Genomic DNA, 17,014 nt, shown 5'->3' on the forward strand with positions numbered 1-17,014 from the left:
AGGCATCAGCGAGGGGGCGGCGAAGGGTCAGCGCAGGATCGTGACCATCCACGGGAAGAGCGCGGGCACCTCGAAGCGGTCCTGCTGCTCAAGCGCGACCGGGTCGCGCGGCAGGTCCGCCTTCGGGGTAAGGATGCGCGAGAGGCCCATGGCCAGGCGGTTGTAGCTGTCCACGCCCTCGGCGCTGATGAGGTACCGGTGCACCTCGGCCCCGTCGGCGGCGGGGTCGGTGCCGCGCTCTTCTTCGTAGGCGCGCGTGAAAACGGCGAGCACGGGGGCGTCGAGAAGCACTGGGCCCTGGGCCTCGAGCGAGGCGGCGCTGAGCTTGCCGCGACGAACGAGAATGTCCAGCGCGCGCTGGAACGCATCGCCGATTTCGCCAGCGTGGGCGGACGGGACAAGGACATCGAACTGGATGTGAGGCATGCGACAAGCCTAACCAAGGGGTTACGCTGGGTCGCATGAGCTTTCCGCTGCCCTTGCACCGCGACGCACTGTCCACCATGGCCGACGGGACGATCAAGCAGGTCAACCCGTTTTCCGGTACTCAAGTGTGGACCGTGCCGGGGCGCGGGAACCGGCCGCTATCCACACCCGCGGCCGACCCGAAGCCGCTCTCCGGGGACGACTTCACCCAAGCTTGCAACTTCTGCGAGGCGAAGCAACTGGCCACGCCACCGGAGAAGTCCCGGATGGTGCGCAACGGCGAGGAGTGGCGCATCCTGCGTAACCAAATGCCGCACGAGCTGGAGCAAACACGTGCCGAATTCAGGCGCGTACCCAACCTCTTCGAAATCGTCTCCTACCAGTACTGGAAGGAGAACTACGGCTACGAGATCACGGAGGCCCAGCGCTCGCGTATGGATGGCTACTTGGCCGACCACGAGGGCCGCGAGCACATCTACAACATTGTCCGCACGCGGCTGAAGGCCTCCGGGCACCAGGGCGAGCCGGACGAGGCGACCCTCATGTCATACGTGCCCGCGTATTTTGCGGGCGGGCATGACGTGATCATCGGGCGCAGGCACTACGTTGACGGCGCGGAGAATGACTCACAGCTCGCTGGCTCGGGCACGCTCACGCCGGAGGAACACTTCGGCTTCATCACCTTCACCATCGACGCGCTCGCGGACCTGCTCGACCAGAACCGCTACGCGCCCTACGTGGTGGTGTTTCAAAACTGGCTTGCCCCCGCGGGCGCGTCGTTCAATCACCTGCACAAGCAGCTGGTGGCTATCGACGAGCGCGGGGTCCAAGCCGAGCTGGAGATCAGCAAGTTGCGCCAGAACGTGAACATGTACAACGAGTGGGGCGCGAACTACGCCAGCTACCACAACCTCGTCATCGCGGAGAACGAGCACGCCATTGTGCTCGTCGGCATCGGGCACCGCTACCCCACCGTGAGCGTCTACTCCAAGTCCCCGACTTGCGAGCCGTGGAAGCAGACCCCGGACGAGGTCCGCGGCATGTCCAACCTGCTGCACGCGGTCCACGCAGCGACGGGACCGGAGGTGTCGACGAACGAGGAGTGGCACTACAAGCCGGTGGACCTGGACCTGCCTATGCCGTGGCGGATCAACATCAAGTGGCGTATCTCCACGCTCGCGGGGTTCGAGGGCGGTACGAAGATCTACGTCAACACGCTCTCCCCGTTTGATATTCGCGACCGTGTGGTGACCAACATGTACCGGCTGCGCGAGGAAGGCGCGATCGACCCGGGTATCCGGATTGCGACGGAGTGCGCACCGGCGCGCAACGCGCTGCGCTACAACCCCGCGGTTGGGTGAACGCGGGGCGCACGCGATCGCTCGAGCGCCGCGCAAGGTGGTAAACAGGTAAATACACCCAAACCATCGAGCGTGTGGGTTGACCACACGGAGGAGCAACCTTGAGCGACACGAGCAATATCGCGTCCATAATTGAATCCTACGAGATCGATCCGGCCTGGCAGCGCAGGCTCTACGAGCTGCTGCACGCCAACCCGGAACTCTCGCTGCAGGAGGAGGAAACGCACCAACGCCTCCTGTTGGAACTGAGCTTCCTTGACTGCGAGGTCATCGCGCCGATTGGCAAGTACGGCATCTGCGCTATCTTCCGTAACGGCGAAGGCAGCACGGTCTTGCACCGTGCGGACTTCGACGGCCTGCCCGTGACCGAGCAGACCGGCGTCCCCTACGCATCGCACAAGCGCGTCACCACAAAGGACGGCGAAGTAGTGGGGACCATGCACGCCTGCGGCCACGACATTCATACCGCCGCACTGATGGGCATGTGCCACTTCCTGGACAACACGCGCGACAAGTGGTCGGGCACGTTTATCGCCCTGTTCCAGCCTGGTGAGGAGATCGGCGCAGGCGCGGAAGCGATGGTGGACGATGGATTGGTGGACCGTATCCCCTTCCCCGAAGTCTGCTTCGGCCAGCACGTCATGCCCGGGCGCGCGGGGCAGGTCATGTCCAAGTCCGGCCCGCAGTTTGCTGCCTGCGACTCCATCCGCATCCGCATCCCCGGCCGCAGCGCGCACGGCTCGATGCCGCACAACTCCATCGACCCCACCTACACTGCCGCGATGATCATCTCCCGCATGCAGGCGCTGGTGGGCCGCGAGGTAGATCCGAACGACTTCGCCGTGGTCACCGTGGCCAGCATGCACGCGGGCACGACCAACAACATTATCCCGGGCCACGCGGAACTGGTGTTGAACTGCCGCTTCTACAGCGAGCGCACCAAGGCCCGCGTCTACGCCTCGATCGAGCGCGTCGTCCACGCCGAGGTGCTCGCCTCCGGCTCCACCGAGGCGCCGACGATCGAGTACTTCGCGCACGGCGAGCTGATGAGCAACGACGCGGTGGTGTACAACAAGGTCCGCGCCACGTTTAATGATGTCTTTGGCACTGACTCCGTCAACGCCGCGCGCAAGACGGTGTCCGAGGATTTCCCGGTGCTGCCGCAGGCCTTCGGCGTGCCGTACTTCTTCTGGCTCATCGGCTGCACCCCGCGCGAGCAGTGGGACAAGGCCGTCGCGGCGGACCGCGTGGAGCAGGACGTACCTGTCAACCACATGGCCACGTTCCTCCCCGAATACGAGCCCACGATCAAGGCGGCAACCAACGCCGGTTTGGCCGCGGTGCTGACCTATTTGGCCACTGACGCGCCCGCGAAGAGCCGGTAGGCTCGGGCAACGGAAACTCATTTTGCAAAATTCCTGGAAGGCAGAGCATGAACAACCCCGCACACGCCCCGTCGCTCGAAGCCGCGCTCGGCGGCCATGTCCGCGCGTTTTCCGGTAGCACGCCGGAAAACGCCACGAATAAGAAATTCTGGACCGGCTTGTCCTCCGCCGTGATGGAGCAGCTGGCGGACAACTGGGATGCCACCCGCTCCAAGTACGCCGCGGGCCGCCAGGCCGCGTACTTTTCCGCCGAGTTCCTGCAGGGCCGCGCACTGCTCAACAACCTGACCAACCTGGGTCTGGTCGACGAGGCACAGCGCGTTGCGCGTGAGAACGGCCACGAGCTGTCGGACGTGCTCGAGGCCGAGCACGACGCGGCGCTGGGCAACGGCGGCCTTGGCCGCCTCGCCGCCTGCTTCCTCGACTCTGCAGTCACCCAGGACTACCCGCTGACCGGCTACGGCCTGCTCTACCGTTACGGTCTGTTCCGCCAGGAGTTCGTCGACGGGTTCCAGAAGGAGCACCCGGACGCCTGGAAGGAGTCCTTCTACCCGTTCATCGTTCGACGCGGCTCGGAACAGCGCATCATCAAGTTCGATGACATGCACGTGCGCGCCATCCCGTTCGACATGCCGATCACCGGATACGGCACCGACAACGTGGGCACCCTGCGTCTGTGGGACGCGTCGCCGATGCATGAGTTTGACTACGACGCCTTCAACCACCAGCGCTTCACCGACGCGATCATGGAGCGCGAAGCGGTCCACGACATCACCCGCGTGCTCTACCCCAACGACTCCAGCTACGCGGGCAAGGTGCTGCGCGTGCGTCAGCAGTACTTCTTCGTCTCCGCGTCCCTGCAGGAGCTGGTAGACAACTACGTCGAGCACCACGGCGAGGACCTCAGCGACTTCCACAAGTACAACTCCATCCAGCTCAATGACACCCACCCGGTCCTGGGCATCCCCGAGCTGATGCGCTTGCTTATGGACGAGCACGGCATGGGCTGGGAGGACGCGTGGGAGGTCACCTCCAACACCTTCGCCTACACCAACCACACCGTGCTGCAGGAAGCGCTGGAGACCTGGGAAGAGTCCATCTTCAAGCAGCTGTTCTGGCGCATCTGGGAAATCGTGCAGGAAATTGACCGTCGTTACCGCATCGACATGGAACAGCGCGGCATCGGCCCGGAGGAAGCGCACCACTACTCCCCCGTGCACGACGGCTCCATCCACATGGCGTGGATCGCCTGCTACGCGTCGTACTCCGTCAACGGCGTGGCCGCGCTGCACACCGAAATTCTCAAGCGTGACACGCTCGCCTACTGGTACGGCATGAACCCGGAACAGTTCAACAACAAGACCAACGGTGTGACCCCGCGCCGCTGGCTGCGCATGTGCAACCCGCGCCTGTCCGCGCTGCTGGACCGCCTTGCGGGCAGCGACGCCTGGGTGACCGACCTGTCCAAGCTGCAGGAACTGCGCCGCTACGCCGACGACCCGGCCGTGCTCAAGGAGCTGCGCGAGATCAAGGCCGACAACAAGCGCGACTTCGCCGAGTGGATCGCGGAGCGCCAGGGCGCCGAGATCGACCCGGACTCCGTCTTTGATACCCAGATCAAGCGCCTCCACGAGTACAAGCGCCAGCTGATGAACGCGCTGTACATCCTGGACCTGTACTTCCGCATCACGCAGGACGGCGAGCGTGACATCCCGAAGCGCACCTTCATCTTCGGCGCCAAGGCAGCTCCGGGCTACACCATGGCCAAGGGCATCATCAAGCTCATCAACACCATTGCCGAGCTGGTGAACAATGACCCGGAGGCCTCGAAGTACATCACGGTCGTGTTCGTGGAGAACTACAACGTCTCCCCCGCCGAGCACATCATCCCGGCGACCGACGTGTCCGAGCAGATTTCCACGGCCGGCAAGGAGGCCTCGGGCACCTCGAACATGAAGTTCATGATGAATGGCGCGCTGACCCTGGGCACCATGGACGGCGCCAACGTGGAGATTGCCGAGGCAGTGGGCGAGGAGAACGCCTACATCTTCGGCGCCCGCGAGGAGCAGCTTCCCGAGCTGAAGCGCAACTACGACCCGAAGCAGGTCGCTGCCGACACTCCGGAGTTGATGCGCGTGCTCGATGCGCTTGTCGACGGCACCCTGGACGACAACGGCAGCGGAGCCTTCCACGACATTCGCACCTCCCTGCTCGACGGCTTCGGCTTCGACGACCCGGACGTCTACTACACGCTCGGCGACTTCGCGGACTACCGCGACACCCGCGACCGCATGGCCGCCGAGTACTACGCAAACCCGGATCACTGGGCGAAGATGTGCTGGATCAACATCTGCGCGTCCGGCCGCTTCTCCTCCGACCGCACCATCCGCGACTACGCGGAGGATGTCTGGAAGATCGAGCCGCGCCCGGTCAACGCGGAGCACAACGCGTCCACCGCAAACTAGGAGGCGCACACCCCAGCGGTAAGATCATCCGCACCATGATCTTGCTGCTGGACAACCGCGATTCCTACACCTATAACCTCGCCCACCTCGTGGCGAAGGTGACCGGCAGCGAACCCCTGGTGGTCCGCTGCGACGCCCCAGAGGCACCGGAACTCCCCGCGCGCATCCGCGCCGGGGAGTTCTCCCATATCATCATCTCCCCCGGCCCCGGCACCCCGGAGAGCGACGAGGATTTCGGGGCCTCCCGGCGCGCCATCGAGGCCGCAGCGGAGGCCAAACTTCCGCTGCTCGGGGTGTGCCTCGGACACCAGGGACTCGGGCTCCTCGCCGGTGCGCCGATCCACCGCGCCGCACCTCAGCACGGCATGCTGTCCACCCTCACCCATTCCGGCAAGGGCATCTTCGCGGGCCTCCCGCAGGGCATGCACGTGGTGCGCTACCACTCGCTGTGCGTCGTTGATCCCGCAGCCAGCAACCCGCGTTTGGAAGTCCACGCCCGCGCTGAGGACGGCACGGTCCAAGCGCTCAAGGTCGCGGGCCTGAATCACTGGGGTGTGCAATTCCACCCCGAGTCGATCCTCACCGAGCACGGCGAGGCGCTCATGCGTAACTTCCTCGGCCTGCCCGGTCCGTGGCGCGTGGCGCGCACACGGCTCGAGGGCGCGCTCGACACCGAGGCGCTCTTCCGCGCGCTGCGCTCCACCCTGCCCGCGACGGAGGCGTTTTGGCTCGACTCCGCTACCGGCGACGGCACCACCATCATGGGCACTTCGGCCGGGAGTCTCGCTGCGGTGTTTGACGGTGCGGGGAGCGTCGATAAGCTTTCTGCCCAGCTGCAACGCGGGGCAGTCGGGCCCATCCCTGGCGGGCTCGTGGGCTACTGCGCCTACGCGCGCACACCCGGCGCGGGCTGGTGGCTGCGCCCGCACGCGTTTGTGGTCTACCACCACGATGGCGCCGTGGTGGAGTGCTGCGTGCTCGTCGACGAGCACGAGACACCCGAGACCGAACGCTTGATGCAGCAGCTTATCCACGCCGTCCGCACCGCCCAAGCGACCGCTACCCCGCGCCCGCACGAGGCGTGGCCAATCGATCTTGGGACCGGTGCGTGGCGGATGGACAAAGACACGTACCTCGGGCGCATCGGGGACATCAAGGAGGCGCTCGCACGCGGCGACTCTTACGAGGTCTGCCTCACCGACACGTGGGAAACCACAATCACCGGGAGCGGTCTCGACGCGTACTGCCGGCTGCGCCGCGCCAACCCCGCGCCGTACGCTGCGTATCTGGACACGGGCACGGAGGAGATCCTCTGTTCCTCGCCCGAGCGGTTCCTCCGCCTCCGCGGGGGCATCGTGTCCTCCAAGCCGATCAAAGGCACGATCGCACGCGAGGAAGACCCGGCGTTCCTGCGGCAGGACGCGAAGACACGGGCGGAAAACCTCATGATCGTGGACCTGCTGCGCAACGACCTGTCCCGGGTGTGCGAGCCCGGGTCGGTCGAGGTACCCAGCCTGATGGCCGTGGAGACGTACGCGACGGTCCACCAGTTGGTCTCTACGGTGACGGGGTGGCTGCGCCCCGGCGTCACCGCGGCGGAGCTATTGCGGGCCACGTTCCCCGGGGGCTCGATGACGGGCGCGCCGAAGGAGCGCACCCTAGAGATCATCGACAGCCTGGAGGCCGGCGAGCGCGGCATCTATTCCGGCACGATCGGGTACTTTGCGTTCGACGGGACGGCGGACCTGAACATTGTGATCCGCACCGCGGTCAAACGTGGCGAGCAGCTCACTGTGGGCGCCGGAGGGGCAATCGTCTGGGATTCTGATCCCGTGGCAGAGTGGGATGAAAAGCAGTTGAAGGCCGATGCAGTAGTGGAGGCGTTGCAGTGTCCGAAAAGTTCGCGGAGTTCCCGTTAACGGAATACGTCTGGGAGGACGGTTTCCGCCCTCGCCGCTGGCAACCCGGCTCCTACGTGGACAGGTACACCGTCGCTGATTCGTGGCGCCATTCTCGTGGCCGTACGAACCGCCTTGACCTCCACCTCGACCGATTCGAGGAGACCGCGGGACCGCTCCCGGAAGGGTTCGTGGAGGAGATGGTCGCCATGGCCTCCGAGGGCGAGCTGTTCCCCCGCATCGCCTTGTACAAGGGTGAACTCATTTTGCAGCTCCGGTTCGCGCCGCTGCCCCGCGACACCACGAGTCTCACCTACGCAGCCGCGCCGGACCCGCGGAAGCACCCGCTAGTGAAGGGCCCCGACTTCATCCCGCTTCGCTTGCACCGGCGCGAGTACATGGATACACAAACCGATGACATCGCTATCACCGACAGCTCCGGCGCGATGGTTGAAGCGTCAAACGGCGCACTCGTCGCGTGGGACGGTGAAACGCTTGTCACCCCAGAGGGTGTCTACCTCCCCAGCATCACGCTGCGGCAGGTGACGGAGCGCGCCCGCTGGTTGGGCGTTCCCGTGCGGAGGGAGGCGCTCACCGTGGAGTCGTGCCGCGACCGCCCGCTGTGGTACCTCAATTCACTCCACGGGATTAGCCCGGTGAGCGAGATCCGGACAGCGCAGGGCACGATCATCCCGCCCGCGCACGCGGCGACTGAGCAATGGCGGGAGTGGTGGTGGTCCGGCTTTACGCCCGCGACCGCAGTGCTTCACCGGTAGGCGTATCCAGGCCTGCGAGCTGAGCGGGCGTTGCATCCGCGACGATTTGGCCGCCCTCGGCACCTGCGCCCGGCCCCATCTCCACGATGCGGTCCGCCTGGGCCATCATCGCCAGATCGTGCTCGACCACCACGACGGTCTGCCCGGCGTCAACCAGCTTGTGCAGCTCCGCGTTGAGCAGTGCGATGTCGGCCGGGTGCAGGCCGGTAGTCGGCTCGTCCAGGATGTAAACCGTGTGGCCGCGGCGCGAATTGCGGGAGCGCTGCAGCTCGGTGGCGAGCTTAATGCGCTGGGCCTCGCCGCCGGAGAGCTCCGGCGCGCCCTGCCCCAGCCGCAGGTAGCCAAGGCCGACGGCCTGGAGCGTTTCCACCGCGCGCAGGATCTTCGGCTCGTCGGCGAAGACCGTGGCGGCGTCGTCGACAGTCAGCTCCAGCACCTCTGCGATCGTGCGGCCCTCCCACTGGACCTCGAGCGTCTCGTCGTTGTAGCGGGCACCGCCGCAGTCCGGGCAGGTGGTGTACGAACCCGGCAGGAACACGAGCTCCACCTCGATCTTGCCCGCGCCGCCGCAGGTTGGGCACTGGCCTTGCTTCACGTTGTAGGAGAAGCGGGAGACGGTCCACTTGCGGCGCTTCGCCTCGTCGGTGGAGGCGTAGAGCTTGCGCACGTTGTCAAAGAGGCCGGTGTAGGTGGCCAGCGTGGAGCGCGGCGTGCGTCCGATCGGCTTCTGCGTAATCTGCACGACGCGGCTCACGCGCTCGAGGCCTTCCGCATTGCCGACGGACCAACCACGCTCCTCGGCAGGGCTGTCCTCGTCGGTCACCATCGTCGCGTTGCGGCGCAGCAGCCCCGCGAGCACGGTGCTGATCAGCGTGGATTTGCCGGATCCGGAGACGCCAGCCACCGCGGTGAACTGGCCAAGGTGCAAGGTGAAGTCCAACGCGTCGATGCTGCGGGCGCGAACACCGGAGAGCACGAGGTCGCCGGCAGGCTCGGTCGGCTCCACCTTCAGCTCAAGTGTCCTATTGCGCAGGGCGCGCGCGGTGGGGGTGTCAGCGTCGTAGTCCGCAACCGGGCCAGAGTAGACCACGTCGCCGCCGCGCTGTCCGGCGAGCGGGCCGACGTCTACAAGCCAATCGGCCTGCGCAACCAGGTCCATGTCGTGCTCGACCAGGAGGACGGAGTTGCCAGCGTCGATGAAGCGACGGCAGATGTCCAACACCGCTCCCCGCTCGGCCGGGTGGAGGCCGGCGGACGGCTCGTCGAGCACGTACGCCACGCCGAACAGGCCGGAGCGCAGTTGCGCCGCCAGGCGGATACGCTGCAGCTCGCCGCCGGAAAGCGTCTGCGCCGGTCGGTCCAAGCTGAGGTGCCCCAGCCCGAGCTCCAGGGCGGAGGTCAGCGAGGGCAGAATCTGCTTGAGCAGGAGCGCCTCTGCGGAGCTGGGGTCCTCCGGATGCTGCTGCGCCAACAGCTCGTGGGCGCGGTCGAGCGGGAGGGCGCCGAGCTCGTCGATAGGCAACCCTGCGTAGGTGACCTCGAGGGCGCGCTGGTTCAGTCGGCGGCCGTCGCAGGTTTCGCAAGTCCGCGACTCCATGAAGGACAGGGTGCGCTTGCGCAGCGAGTCGGACTGCGTCTCCGCGAGCGTCTTGCGCAGGTAGCTCGCCACCGAGCGCCAGGTGCCCTCGTAGTTGCGCTGGATCTGGTCCTTGCCGCGCAGGGGTTTGACGGTGACCACCGGGCGCTCGTCCGTAAACAGGATCCACTCGCGGTCCTCCTGTGGCAGGTCCTCCCACGGTGAGTCCAGGTCGTAGCCGAGTGCCTGGAGGATGTCGTGGAAGTTCTTGCCTGCCCACGCGCCGGGCCACGCCTTGATCGCGCCGTCCTCAATGGACAGCGACGGGTCGGGGACCATCGTTGCCTCCGTCGGCTCGTGGACCACGCCCGTGCCGTGACAGGTGGGGCACATGCCTTCCGGCGTATTCGGGGAGAAAGAGTCGGAGTACAGGCCGTGCGGGTTGTCGCCCGCGCGGGAGTATAGGAGGCGGATGCTGTTGGACAGCGCGGAGATCGTGCCCACGGTCGAGCGCGTGCCGCCGGAGGTGGTGGACTGCTGCAGTGCGACGGTGGGCGGCAGGCCCTCGACCTGGCTCACTTGGGGGTCCACGGCGGAGCCGATGAGGCGGCGCGCGAAGGGTGCGACTGACTCGAGGTAGCGGCGCTGGCCCTCGCCGTGGATGGTGCCGAATGCGAGCGAGGACTTGCCCGACCCGGACACGCCCGTGACCGCCACGAGCTTTCCCCGAGGCATGTCGACGTCGACATTGTTGAGGTTGTGCAGGTGGGCGTCGCGGACAGAGATACTAGACATGCTGCCACCATACGTCCGTCCCTGGAAACGCGACATCGCCCCCGGCTGAGCACATGTTTCAGTGCGTCAGCCGGGGGCGATGCGGCAGCAGTTCGCGCGGAAGTCTTAGCGCGGGCTGCGGGTATCCTCGCCCAGCTGGTGGACGTGGATGGTGTTGGTGTTGCCGGAGATTCCCGGCGGGGTACCAGCGACAACCACCATGGTGTCGCCTTCGTCGTAGCGGTCCATGCCCAGCAGGATCTCGTCGACGACCTCGATCATCTCGTCCGTGGAGTGGACGTCGCGGCAGAGGAAGGTCTCCGCGCCCCAGGACACGGCGAGCTGCGAGCGCACCTGCGGGTGCGGCGTGAACACCAGAATGGGCAGGTCCGGGCGCAGGCGGGCCACGCGGCGGGCGGTGTCGCCGGAGGTGGTGAAGGTGACAATCGCGCGGGCGTGCAGGTTCTGAGCAATGTCCTTGGCCGAGTACGCCACCACGCCGCGCTTGGTGCGCGGGACGTGCTGGAGCTTCGGCACCTCGCCGGTGCCTTCTGCGGAGCGGACGATGCGGCTCATGGTGCGGACCACGTTGTGCGGGTCGACGCCGACGGAGGTCTCGCCGGAGAGCATGACCGCATCCGCGCCGTCCAGCACGGCGTTTGCAACGTCGGAAGCCTCTGCACGGGTCGGGCGGGAGTTCTCAATCATGGAGTCCAGCATCTGGGTTGCTACGATGACCGGCTTCGCGTTCTCGCGGGCGATCTGGACCACGCGCTTCTGCACGGCCGGGACCTCCTCGAGCGGGATCTCCACGCCGAGGTCGCCACGGGCAACCATGACGGCGTCGAATGCGAGGATGATCGACTCGATGGCGTCAACCGCTTCCGGCTTCTCCAGCTTCGCAATCACCGGGACGCGGCGGCCGACCTCGTCCATGATCTCGTGGACCAGGTCGACGTCCGCCGGGGAGCGGACGAAGGACAGGGCGATCATGTCCACGCCCATGTTCAGGGCGAACCGCAGGTCGGCCTTGTCCTTCTCGCTCAGGGCCGGCACGGAGATGTTCATGCCGGGCAGCGACACACCCTTGTTGTTGGACACCGGGCCGCCCTCGGTCACGCGGCACACGACGTCGTTGCCGTCGACCTCGACGCACACCAGGCCGACCTTGCCATCGTCGACAAGCAGGCGATCGCCCGGCTGCGCGTCGTTGGCCAGGCCCTTGTAGGTGGTAGAGACGCGGTCGTGCGTACCCTGCACATCATCGATCGTGATGCGGACGGTCTCGCCGGTCTCCCAGTAGGTCTTTTCGTCCTTGAAGCGGCCCAGGCGGATCTTCGGGCCCTGCAGGTCGGCCAGGATGCCGACGGCGTGACCGGTCTCGTCGGTCGCCTCGCGGACCCAGTCGTAGTTCTTCTGGTGATCAGGGTAATCACCGTGCGAGAAGTTCAGGCGGGCGACGTCCATGCCGTCCTTGACCAGCCCGAGGATGCCCTCCTTGGAAGCCACAGCCGGACCCAGCGTACAAACGATCTTTGTTCTTCTATCCACGATCTCCAACCTATCTGGATGTTGACGAACTCTTCAGGGCGACGACCCCGCCTCAGCCTTCATGACCGGGGCGATTGCCGGGCCCTGCTTCCGGTTTCCAACGGTACTCCTTTTCGTCTTCCGATGACCGTTCGGGCACAATCGGACATTCTGCCGTATCTTCCTGCGCTTCCCCGCCGACCGAGCCAGACCCCCTAGTCGACTGCACCTGAGCTGCGTTTTCACGTCCCTTGGGCAAGCGCAGGAACAAGATAACCGCGATCAAAAACACAATTGCAGAAACCCAGGTGTTGACTCTCTGCCCGAAAATCATGGTCGCCTCGTCGCTACGCATGAGCTCCACAAAGAAGCGACCGAACGTGTACCCCGCCACGTAGAGCCAGAACACGCGGCCGTGCCCGAGGCGGAACCGGCGGTCCGCCCACAGCAGCAGCGCGCAGACGAGCAGGTTCCAGACCAGCTCGTAGAGGAACGTCGGGTGCACACTGGTCAAGACCTCGCCGGTCGAATGCCCGGTCAGTGGCGCGAACTTCCCGGACTCGTCGACCCGGTAGTAGATGTCCAGCGCCCACGGCACATCCGTTTCCGCGCCGTAGAGCTCCTGGTTGAACCAGTTCCCCAGTCGTCCGATGCCCTGTGCGAGCACAACACCGGGCGCGAGGGCGTCGGCAAGCGGTGCAAACGGCACCTTGCGGTACCGCATGAGGGCCCACACCGCGAGCGTGCCAAGCGCGACCGCACCCCAAATGCCCAGGCCACCGGCGGTAATGTTGAGCGCCTGCAGAGGGTCCTTGCCGGGGCCGAAGTATTTCTCATGGTCCGTGATGACGTGGTAGAGACGGCCGCCGACGATACCCGCCGGGATCGCCACGATGGCCGCGTCCCATACCACATCCGGGTCGCCGCCGCGCGCCTTGTAGCGCCGCACGCCGAGCCACATCGCCGCGAAGATGCCGGTGATGATGCACAGGGCGTAGGCGCGGATCGGCACCGGCCCGAGGTGCCACACACCTTGCGGCGGCGACGGAATATTTGCCAAATAAAAGGTTTCCACGACACACAGTGTGCCTGAGAGTGCCCCGAATCTCGAACAGGGCCTCGTGCTTATCGACGCTACCTCCGCGACGGGCAGGCCGGGTGCTGCCCAGCTGCCGCAAGCTTCCTGGTTGCCGCCAAGATGTCTCCCCCGTTCATGATCGCCTCGGCGGCCAGCACCGCGTCCGCCCCGCACGCGGCAGCCGCCATCAAGTCCTTCGCGGTCGCGACGCCGCCAAGGCTGATCTTGATCACCTCGCTGGGCAGACCCGGCGCGATTTCCGCAAACGCGTCGCGGTTGAGCGAGTTCGTCTCAAACGACCACGAGTTCACCGCGATGACGCTCGCCCCGGCCTGAAGCGCGCGGTCCGCCTCCTCTGGGGTGCGCACCTCCGCCATGACCACCATGCCGAGCGACTCCGCGCGATCCAGCAGCGCGGTGAGCCTCGCCTGCTCCAGGATCTCCACCTGGAGGGGAAGCACGTCCGCGCCGTAGCAGCGCGCCTCGTGGATCTGGTAGGGGTCAACGATCACGTCCCTGCACACCATGGGCAGCTCCACCGCTTCCCTGGCGGCCGCCATGTCCGCCAGGGAACCGTCGAAACGCAGGCGCTCCGTCTGGCACGCGATGAGGTGCGCCCCGCCCTGCTCGATGGCGTGCGCCACCTCCTCGATGGACTGGTAGGTGGCGGCGGTCGGTCCGAACACCGGAGAGTTGCGCTTAATCTCCGCAACCACCCCGCACCCGTGGCGCAGCAGCGCGGCTTTGGCGTCCCGAGTTGGCGCCATTGCGCGGGAGCGGGCCTTAATGTCCTGGAAGGAAACGACAGATTCGCGCTTGGCAACGTCGCGCAGGACGCTGGCGACAACGGTGTTGACCTTGTCGGGCGCGTCAGCCGTGTGCGGTGCCAACATGACTACCTCCAGGAGTCTTGACTGTTGTCCATAGAATAGACGGGTTGGCCGCTGCGCACGAAATCTCCCCTGGTTACTGGTCCCGTCGGCGCACGGAGTGCTCCGGGCGCTCCGGGTGCTCCGGGTGCTCCGGCTGGCCCAACTGCTCAGTCGGATCGATGTCTGCGTCCAGCGCGTCCCACAGGACGCGACCCGAGTCCGGACGTGCTTCGAGGTCCTCATGGATCTTCTCGCGGCGCACCGTCTCCTGCTCGTACTTGTTCAGCTTCGCAGAGTCCTGTCCCGGCTTGGCCGCCAGCAGCACGCCGCCGACCACCGCAACGAGGCAACCGAGCAGCGCGCCGATCGGCCCGAGCGGTGCCACCGTCGTGGCAGTAATGTCGGCCCATTCCGCAATCACAGCTCCTGATGACTGGGATTGTTGCGCGGTCTGCGCGGTGTCGGACCCCACGCTGAGCAGCGTGTGCACCCGCTCGGGGTCGATCGTGCCGAGCAGCGTCGTCGCCGGCGAAATCGCGCCGCCGACGCCCGCGAGCGCGCCAACGATGCCCACCGCGCGCCGACCCCAGCGCCGCAGGGCAACGCCTGCGATCATGCCGACGATGAGCAGCAACGCGACCGCCGTCGTCTCCGTGGACCACTCCGCCCCGCGGATGGCCACGCTGCCTCCGCCGGAGAGGTCGTCCTGGTAGTCCACCTGGATCCATTCCATGCGTGCGAAGGCCCACAGCGCGGCGCCGCCCACGCCGAGCGCGATCGCGCCCGCGCGGGACCAGCCCTTCGACGGTTGGCTCATGTTGTGCTCCTTAGTAGTCGTGCGCGTCAGAGTAGCTGGTCCGCGTCAAAGCAAGTGCGATCGCCCGTGTGGCAGGCCCCACCGGTCTGTTCCACCGTGACAAGGAGGGTGTCGCCGTCGCAGTCCAGACGCACCCCCGTCACGCGCTGCACGTTCCCGCTGGTCAGTCCCTTAATCCAGTAGTCTTGGCGGGAGCGCGAGTAGTAGGTCCCGCGCCGCGTGGCCAGCGTGTAGGCCAGCGCGTGGTCATCCATCCACGCCATCATAAGCACCTCGCGGGTGTCCGCCGCCTGCACCACTGCCGGAACGAGCCCCGCATCGTTGCGCTTCAAGCGCTGCGCGATCTCCGGATCGAGCGCATAGTCGGCGGGATTATCGCTGTGCTGGGTGTCCACTTACCGGACCTCCTTGCCGGCATCCCGCAGCGCGTCCTTCACCGCGGCGATGGAGACCTCGCCAAAGTGGAAGATCGATGCGGCAAGCACCGCGTCGGCACCTGCATCGACCGCGGGCGGGAAGTGCTCCGCTTTACCGGCGCCGCCGGAGGCGATCACCGGGATCGTCACGGACTCTCGCACCGCGCGCAGCAGGTCCAGGTCGAACCCCTCCTTCGTGCCGTCACCGTCCATGGAGTTCAAGAGGATTTCACCCACGCCCAGGTCCTGGCCGGTGCGGGCCCACTCCACGGCGTCGATACCTGCTGAGCGCGTGCCGCCGTGGGTGGTGACCTCGAACCCGGACGGCTGTTCCGCGCCGCCTTCGGGGACGCGCCGCGCATCGACGGACAGCACGATGCACTGGGCGCCGAACTCCTCGCTGAGTTCACGCAGCAGCGACGGGTTCGCGATGGCTGCGGTATTCACGCTCACCTTGTCCGCTCCCGCGCGGAGGAGCTCGCGGACGTCGTCAGCAGAGCGCACTCCCCCGCCGACGGTGAGGGGAATGAACACCTGCTCCGCGGTGCGGCGCACGACATCCAACATGGTGCCGCGGCCCTCCTTCGACGCGGAGACGTCGAGGAACGTCAGCTCGTCGGCGCCTGCCTCCCCGTACTTCTTGGCCAGTTCGACCGGATCGCCGGCGTCGCGGAGGTTGGCAAAGTTGACCCCCTTGACCACCCGACCCTCGTCCACGTCGAGGCACGGGATCACACGAATTGCAACGGGCATGGGCGGGCACGTCCTTTCGGGCAGGGCTACAGGGCTACAGGGCTATCTATACAATGGACTTCATCGTACTCAGGGTCCGAGCGTGCGCCTCTGGGGTGCCGAGCAGGGCGCCGACGGAGTGCATGTGCCAGGGCTTGCCTACGGCGTCGGTCACGCGCGCCCCGGCGCAGCGCGCTAGGCACACGCCCGCCGCGTTGTCCCAGATGTGCGGCGAGAAGCTCACGGCCGCCTGGTAGATGCCCTGCGCCACGAACGCCAGGTCCACCCCCACGGAGCCGGAAATGCGGGGGCGCAGCTCCGTCTCCGCGAGCGCCCCGACAAGTCCCAGGCGCATCCGGGCGGGGAACCGCTGCCGGTCGTCCGAGCCGACGGAGCCCACGCCGACCTGCCACGCGGAGGCCGTCCGGCTGTTCACCGGTGGCAACGCATCCCCGTTGAGCATGACCGGGCCGCCCGCGACGGCGCTCAGCTGCATGTCCATCAGCGGGATGTCCGTCAGCGCGAGGACCGGCTCGCCGCGCACCACCAGCGAGACCAGAATCGCGCAGTTGGGGTTGCCGGACGAGTAGTTCGACGTGCCGTCGATGGGGTCCACGACCCAGCACGCGTGCTCGTTGAGCTCCCCGCCCTGCTCCTCCCCAAAGACGGGCACGCCGGTTTCCGACTCGAGGCGGCGCCGCAGGAGCGCCTCGATGGCCAGGTCCGCTTCGGTGGCGAAGTCCCCCTTCCCCTTATCCAACGCCGGCACCGCCCCGAGGTGCGCGGTGAAGAGCTCGCGAGCTTGCGCTACCACGTCGCGCGCGGCGTCCATGCACCCGGGAAGGTCGACGCCTGTCCCCGCCGCATCGGTGTTGGAATTGGGCTGGTGCAACTCGCTCACGTGCGGT

General features: G+C 66.5%; 14 protein-coding genes. 5 read left to right on the forward strand and 9 right to left on the reverse strand.

Annotated elements, in window-relative coordinates; translation table 11 throughout:
- Positions 1-27: 27 nt before the first annotated feature.
- Positions 28-426 carry a hypothetical protein gene (locus tag CKJ82_RS01830; protein ID WP_095536785.1) on the reverse strand — a complete coding sequence of 133 codons (399 nt, stop codon included), beginning with the start codon at positions 424-426 and terminating at the stop codon, positions 28-30.
- A gap of 35 nt (positions 427-461) precedes the next feature.
- On the opposite strand from CKJ82_RS01830, the gene CKJ82_RS01835 reads away from it, so the two are divergent.
- The 5 genes from CKJ82_RS01835 to CKJ82_RS01855 all read left to right on the forward strand — a co-directional run bounded on the left by CKJ82_RS01835 (position 462) and on the right by CKJ82_RS01855 (position 8,311).
- Positions 462-1,787 carry a DUF4921 family protein gene (locus CKJ82_RS01835; protein WP_205691342.1) on the forward strand — a complete coding sequence of 442 codons (1,326 nt, stop codon included), beginning with the start codon at positions 462-464 and terminating at the stop codon, positions 1,785-1,787.
- Positions 1,788-1,888: 101 nt separating this feature from the next.
- Complete coding sequence (locus CKJ82_RS01840) at positions 1,889-3,172, forward strand: amidohydrolase (protein ID WP_095536786.1); 1,284 nt, start codon at positions 1,889-1,891, stop codon at positions 3,170-3,172.
- A gap of 47 nt (positions 3,173-3,219) precedes the next feature.
- Positions 3,220-5,637, forward strand: a complete 2,418-nt coding sequence (locus tag CKJ82_RS01845) for a glycogen/starch/alpha-glucan phosphorylase (RefSeq protein ID WP_095536787.1) — start codon at positions 3,220-3,222, stop codon at positions 5,635-5,637.
- A 35-nt stretch (positions 5,638-5,672) separates the two neighbouring features.
- A complete protein-coding gene (gene pabB / locus CKJ82_RS01850) occupies positions 5,673-7,556 on the forward strand; it encodes an aminodeoxychorismate synthase component I (protein WP_095536788.1) in 1,884 nt (627 codons plus the stop codon).
- Positions 7,526-8,311, forward strand: a complete 786-nt coding sequence (locus tag CKJ82_RS01855; RefSeq protein WP_095536789.1) for an aminotransferase class IV — start codon at positions 7,526-7,528, stop codon at positions 8,309-8,311. Before pabB ends, CKJ82_RS01855 begins: the two co-directional genes overlap by 31 nt.
- Here the strand turns inward: CKJ82_RS01855 and CKJ82_RS01860 are convergent.
- The 8 genes from CKJ82_RS01860 to CKJ82_RS01895 all read right to left on the reverse strand — a co-directional run bounded on the left by CKJ82_RS01860 (position 8,280) and on the right by CKJ82_RS01895 (position 17,007).
- Positions 8,280-10,682, reverse strand: a complete 2,403-nt coding sequence (locus CKJ82_RS01860; RefSeq protein ID WP_095536790.1) for an excinuclease ABC subunit UvrA — start codon at positions 10,680-10,682, stop codon at positions 8,280-8,282. The two genes, CKJ82_RS01855 and CKJ82_RS01860, sit on opposite strands and share 32 nt — an antisense overlap.
- A 105-nt stretch (positions 10,683-10,787) precedes the next feature.
- Positions 10,788-12,212 carry a pyruvate kinase gene (gene pyk / locus CKJ82_RS01865; RefSeq protein ID WP_095534968.1) on the reverse strand — a complete coding sequence of 475 codons (1,425 nt, stop codon included), beginning with the start codon at positions 12,210-12,212 and terminating at the stop codon, positions 10,788-10,790.
- Between the two features lie 52 nt (positions 12,213-12,264).
- On the reverse strand, positions 12,265-13,266 hold the full coding sequence (gene lgt, locus CKJ82_RS01870; RefSeq protein WP_095536791.1) for a prolipoprotein diacylglyceryl transferase: 1,002 nt from the start codon (positions 13,264-13,266) through the stop codon (positions 12,265-12,267).
- A gap of 59 nt (positions 13,267-13,325) precedes the next feature.
- Entirely contained in the window at positions 13,326-14,162 is an 837-nt protein-coding gene (locus CKJ82_RS01875; RefSeq protein ID WP_095536792.1) for an indole-3-glycerol phosphate synthase TrpC, read from the reverse strand.
- Between the two features lie 73 nt (positions 14,163-14,235).
- Positions 14,236-14,958 carry a TIGR02234 family membrane protein gene (locus tag CKJ82_RS01880; protein WP_095536793.1) on the reverse strand — a complete coding sequence of 241 codons (723 nt, stop codon included), beginning with the start codon at positions 14,956-14,958 and terminating at the stop codon, positions 14,236-14,238.
- Positions 14,959-14,984: 26 nt separating this feature from the next.
- Positions 14,985-15,353, reverse strand: a complete 369-nt coding sequence (gene hisI, locus CKJ82_RS01885; RefSeq protein ID WP_095277551.1) for a phosphoribosyl-AMP cyclohydrolase — start codon at positions 15,351-15,353, stop codon at positions 14,985-14,987.
- On the reverse strand, positions 15,354-16,127 hold the full coding sequence (hisF, locus tag CKJ82_RS01890) for an imidazole glycerol phosphate synthase subunit HisF (protein WP_095534841.1): 774 nt from the start codon (positions 16,125-16,127) through the stop codon (positions 15,354-15,356).
- A 46-nt stretch (positions 16,128-16,173) separates the two neighbouring features.
- On the reverse strand, positions 16,174-17,007 hold the full coding sequence (locus CKJ82_RS01895; protein ID WP_338063592.1) for an inositol monophosphatase family protein: 834 nt from the start codon (positions 17,005-17,007) through the stop codon (positions 16,174-16,176).
- Positions 17,008-17,014: the final 7 nt, after the last annotated feature.

Origin of the sequence: Corynebacterium gottingense, assembly GCF_002285125.1 — a bacterium.
GTDB classification, from domain to species: Bacteria; Actinomycetota; Actinomycetes; order Mycobacteriales; family Mycobacteriaceae; genus Corynebacterium; species Corynebacterium gottingense.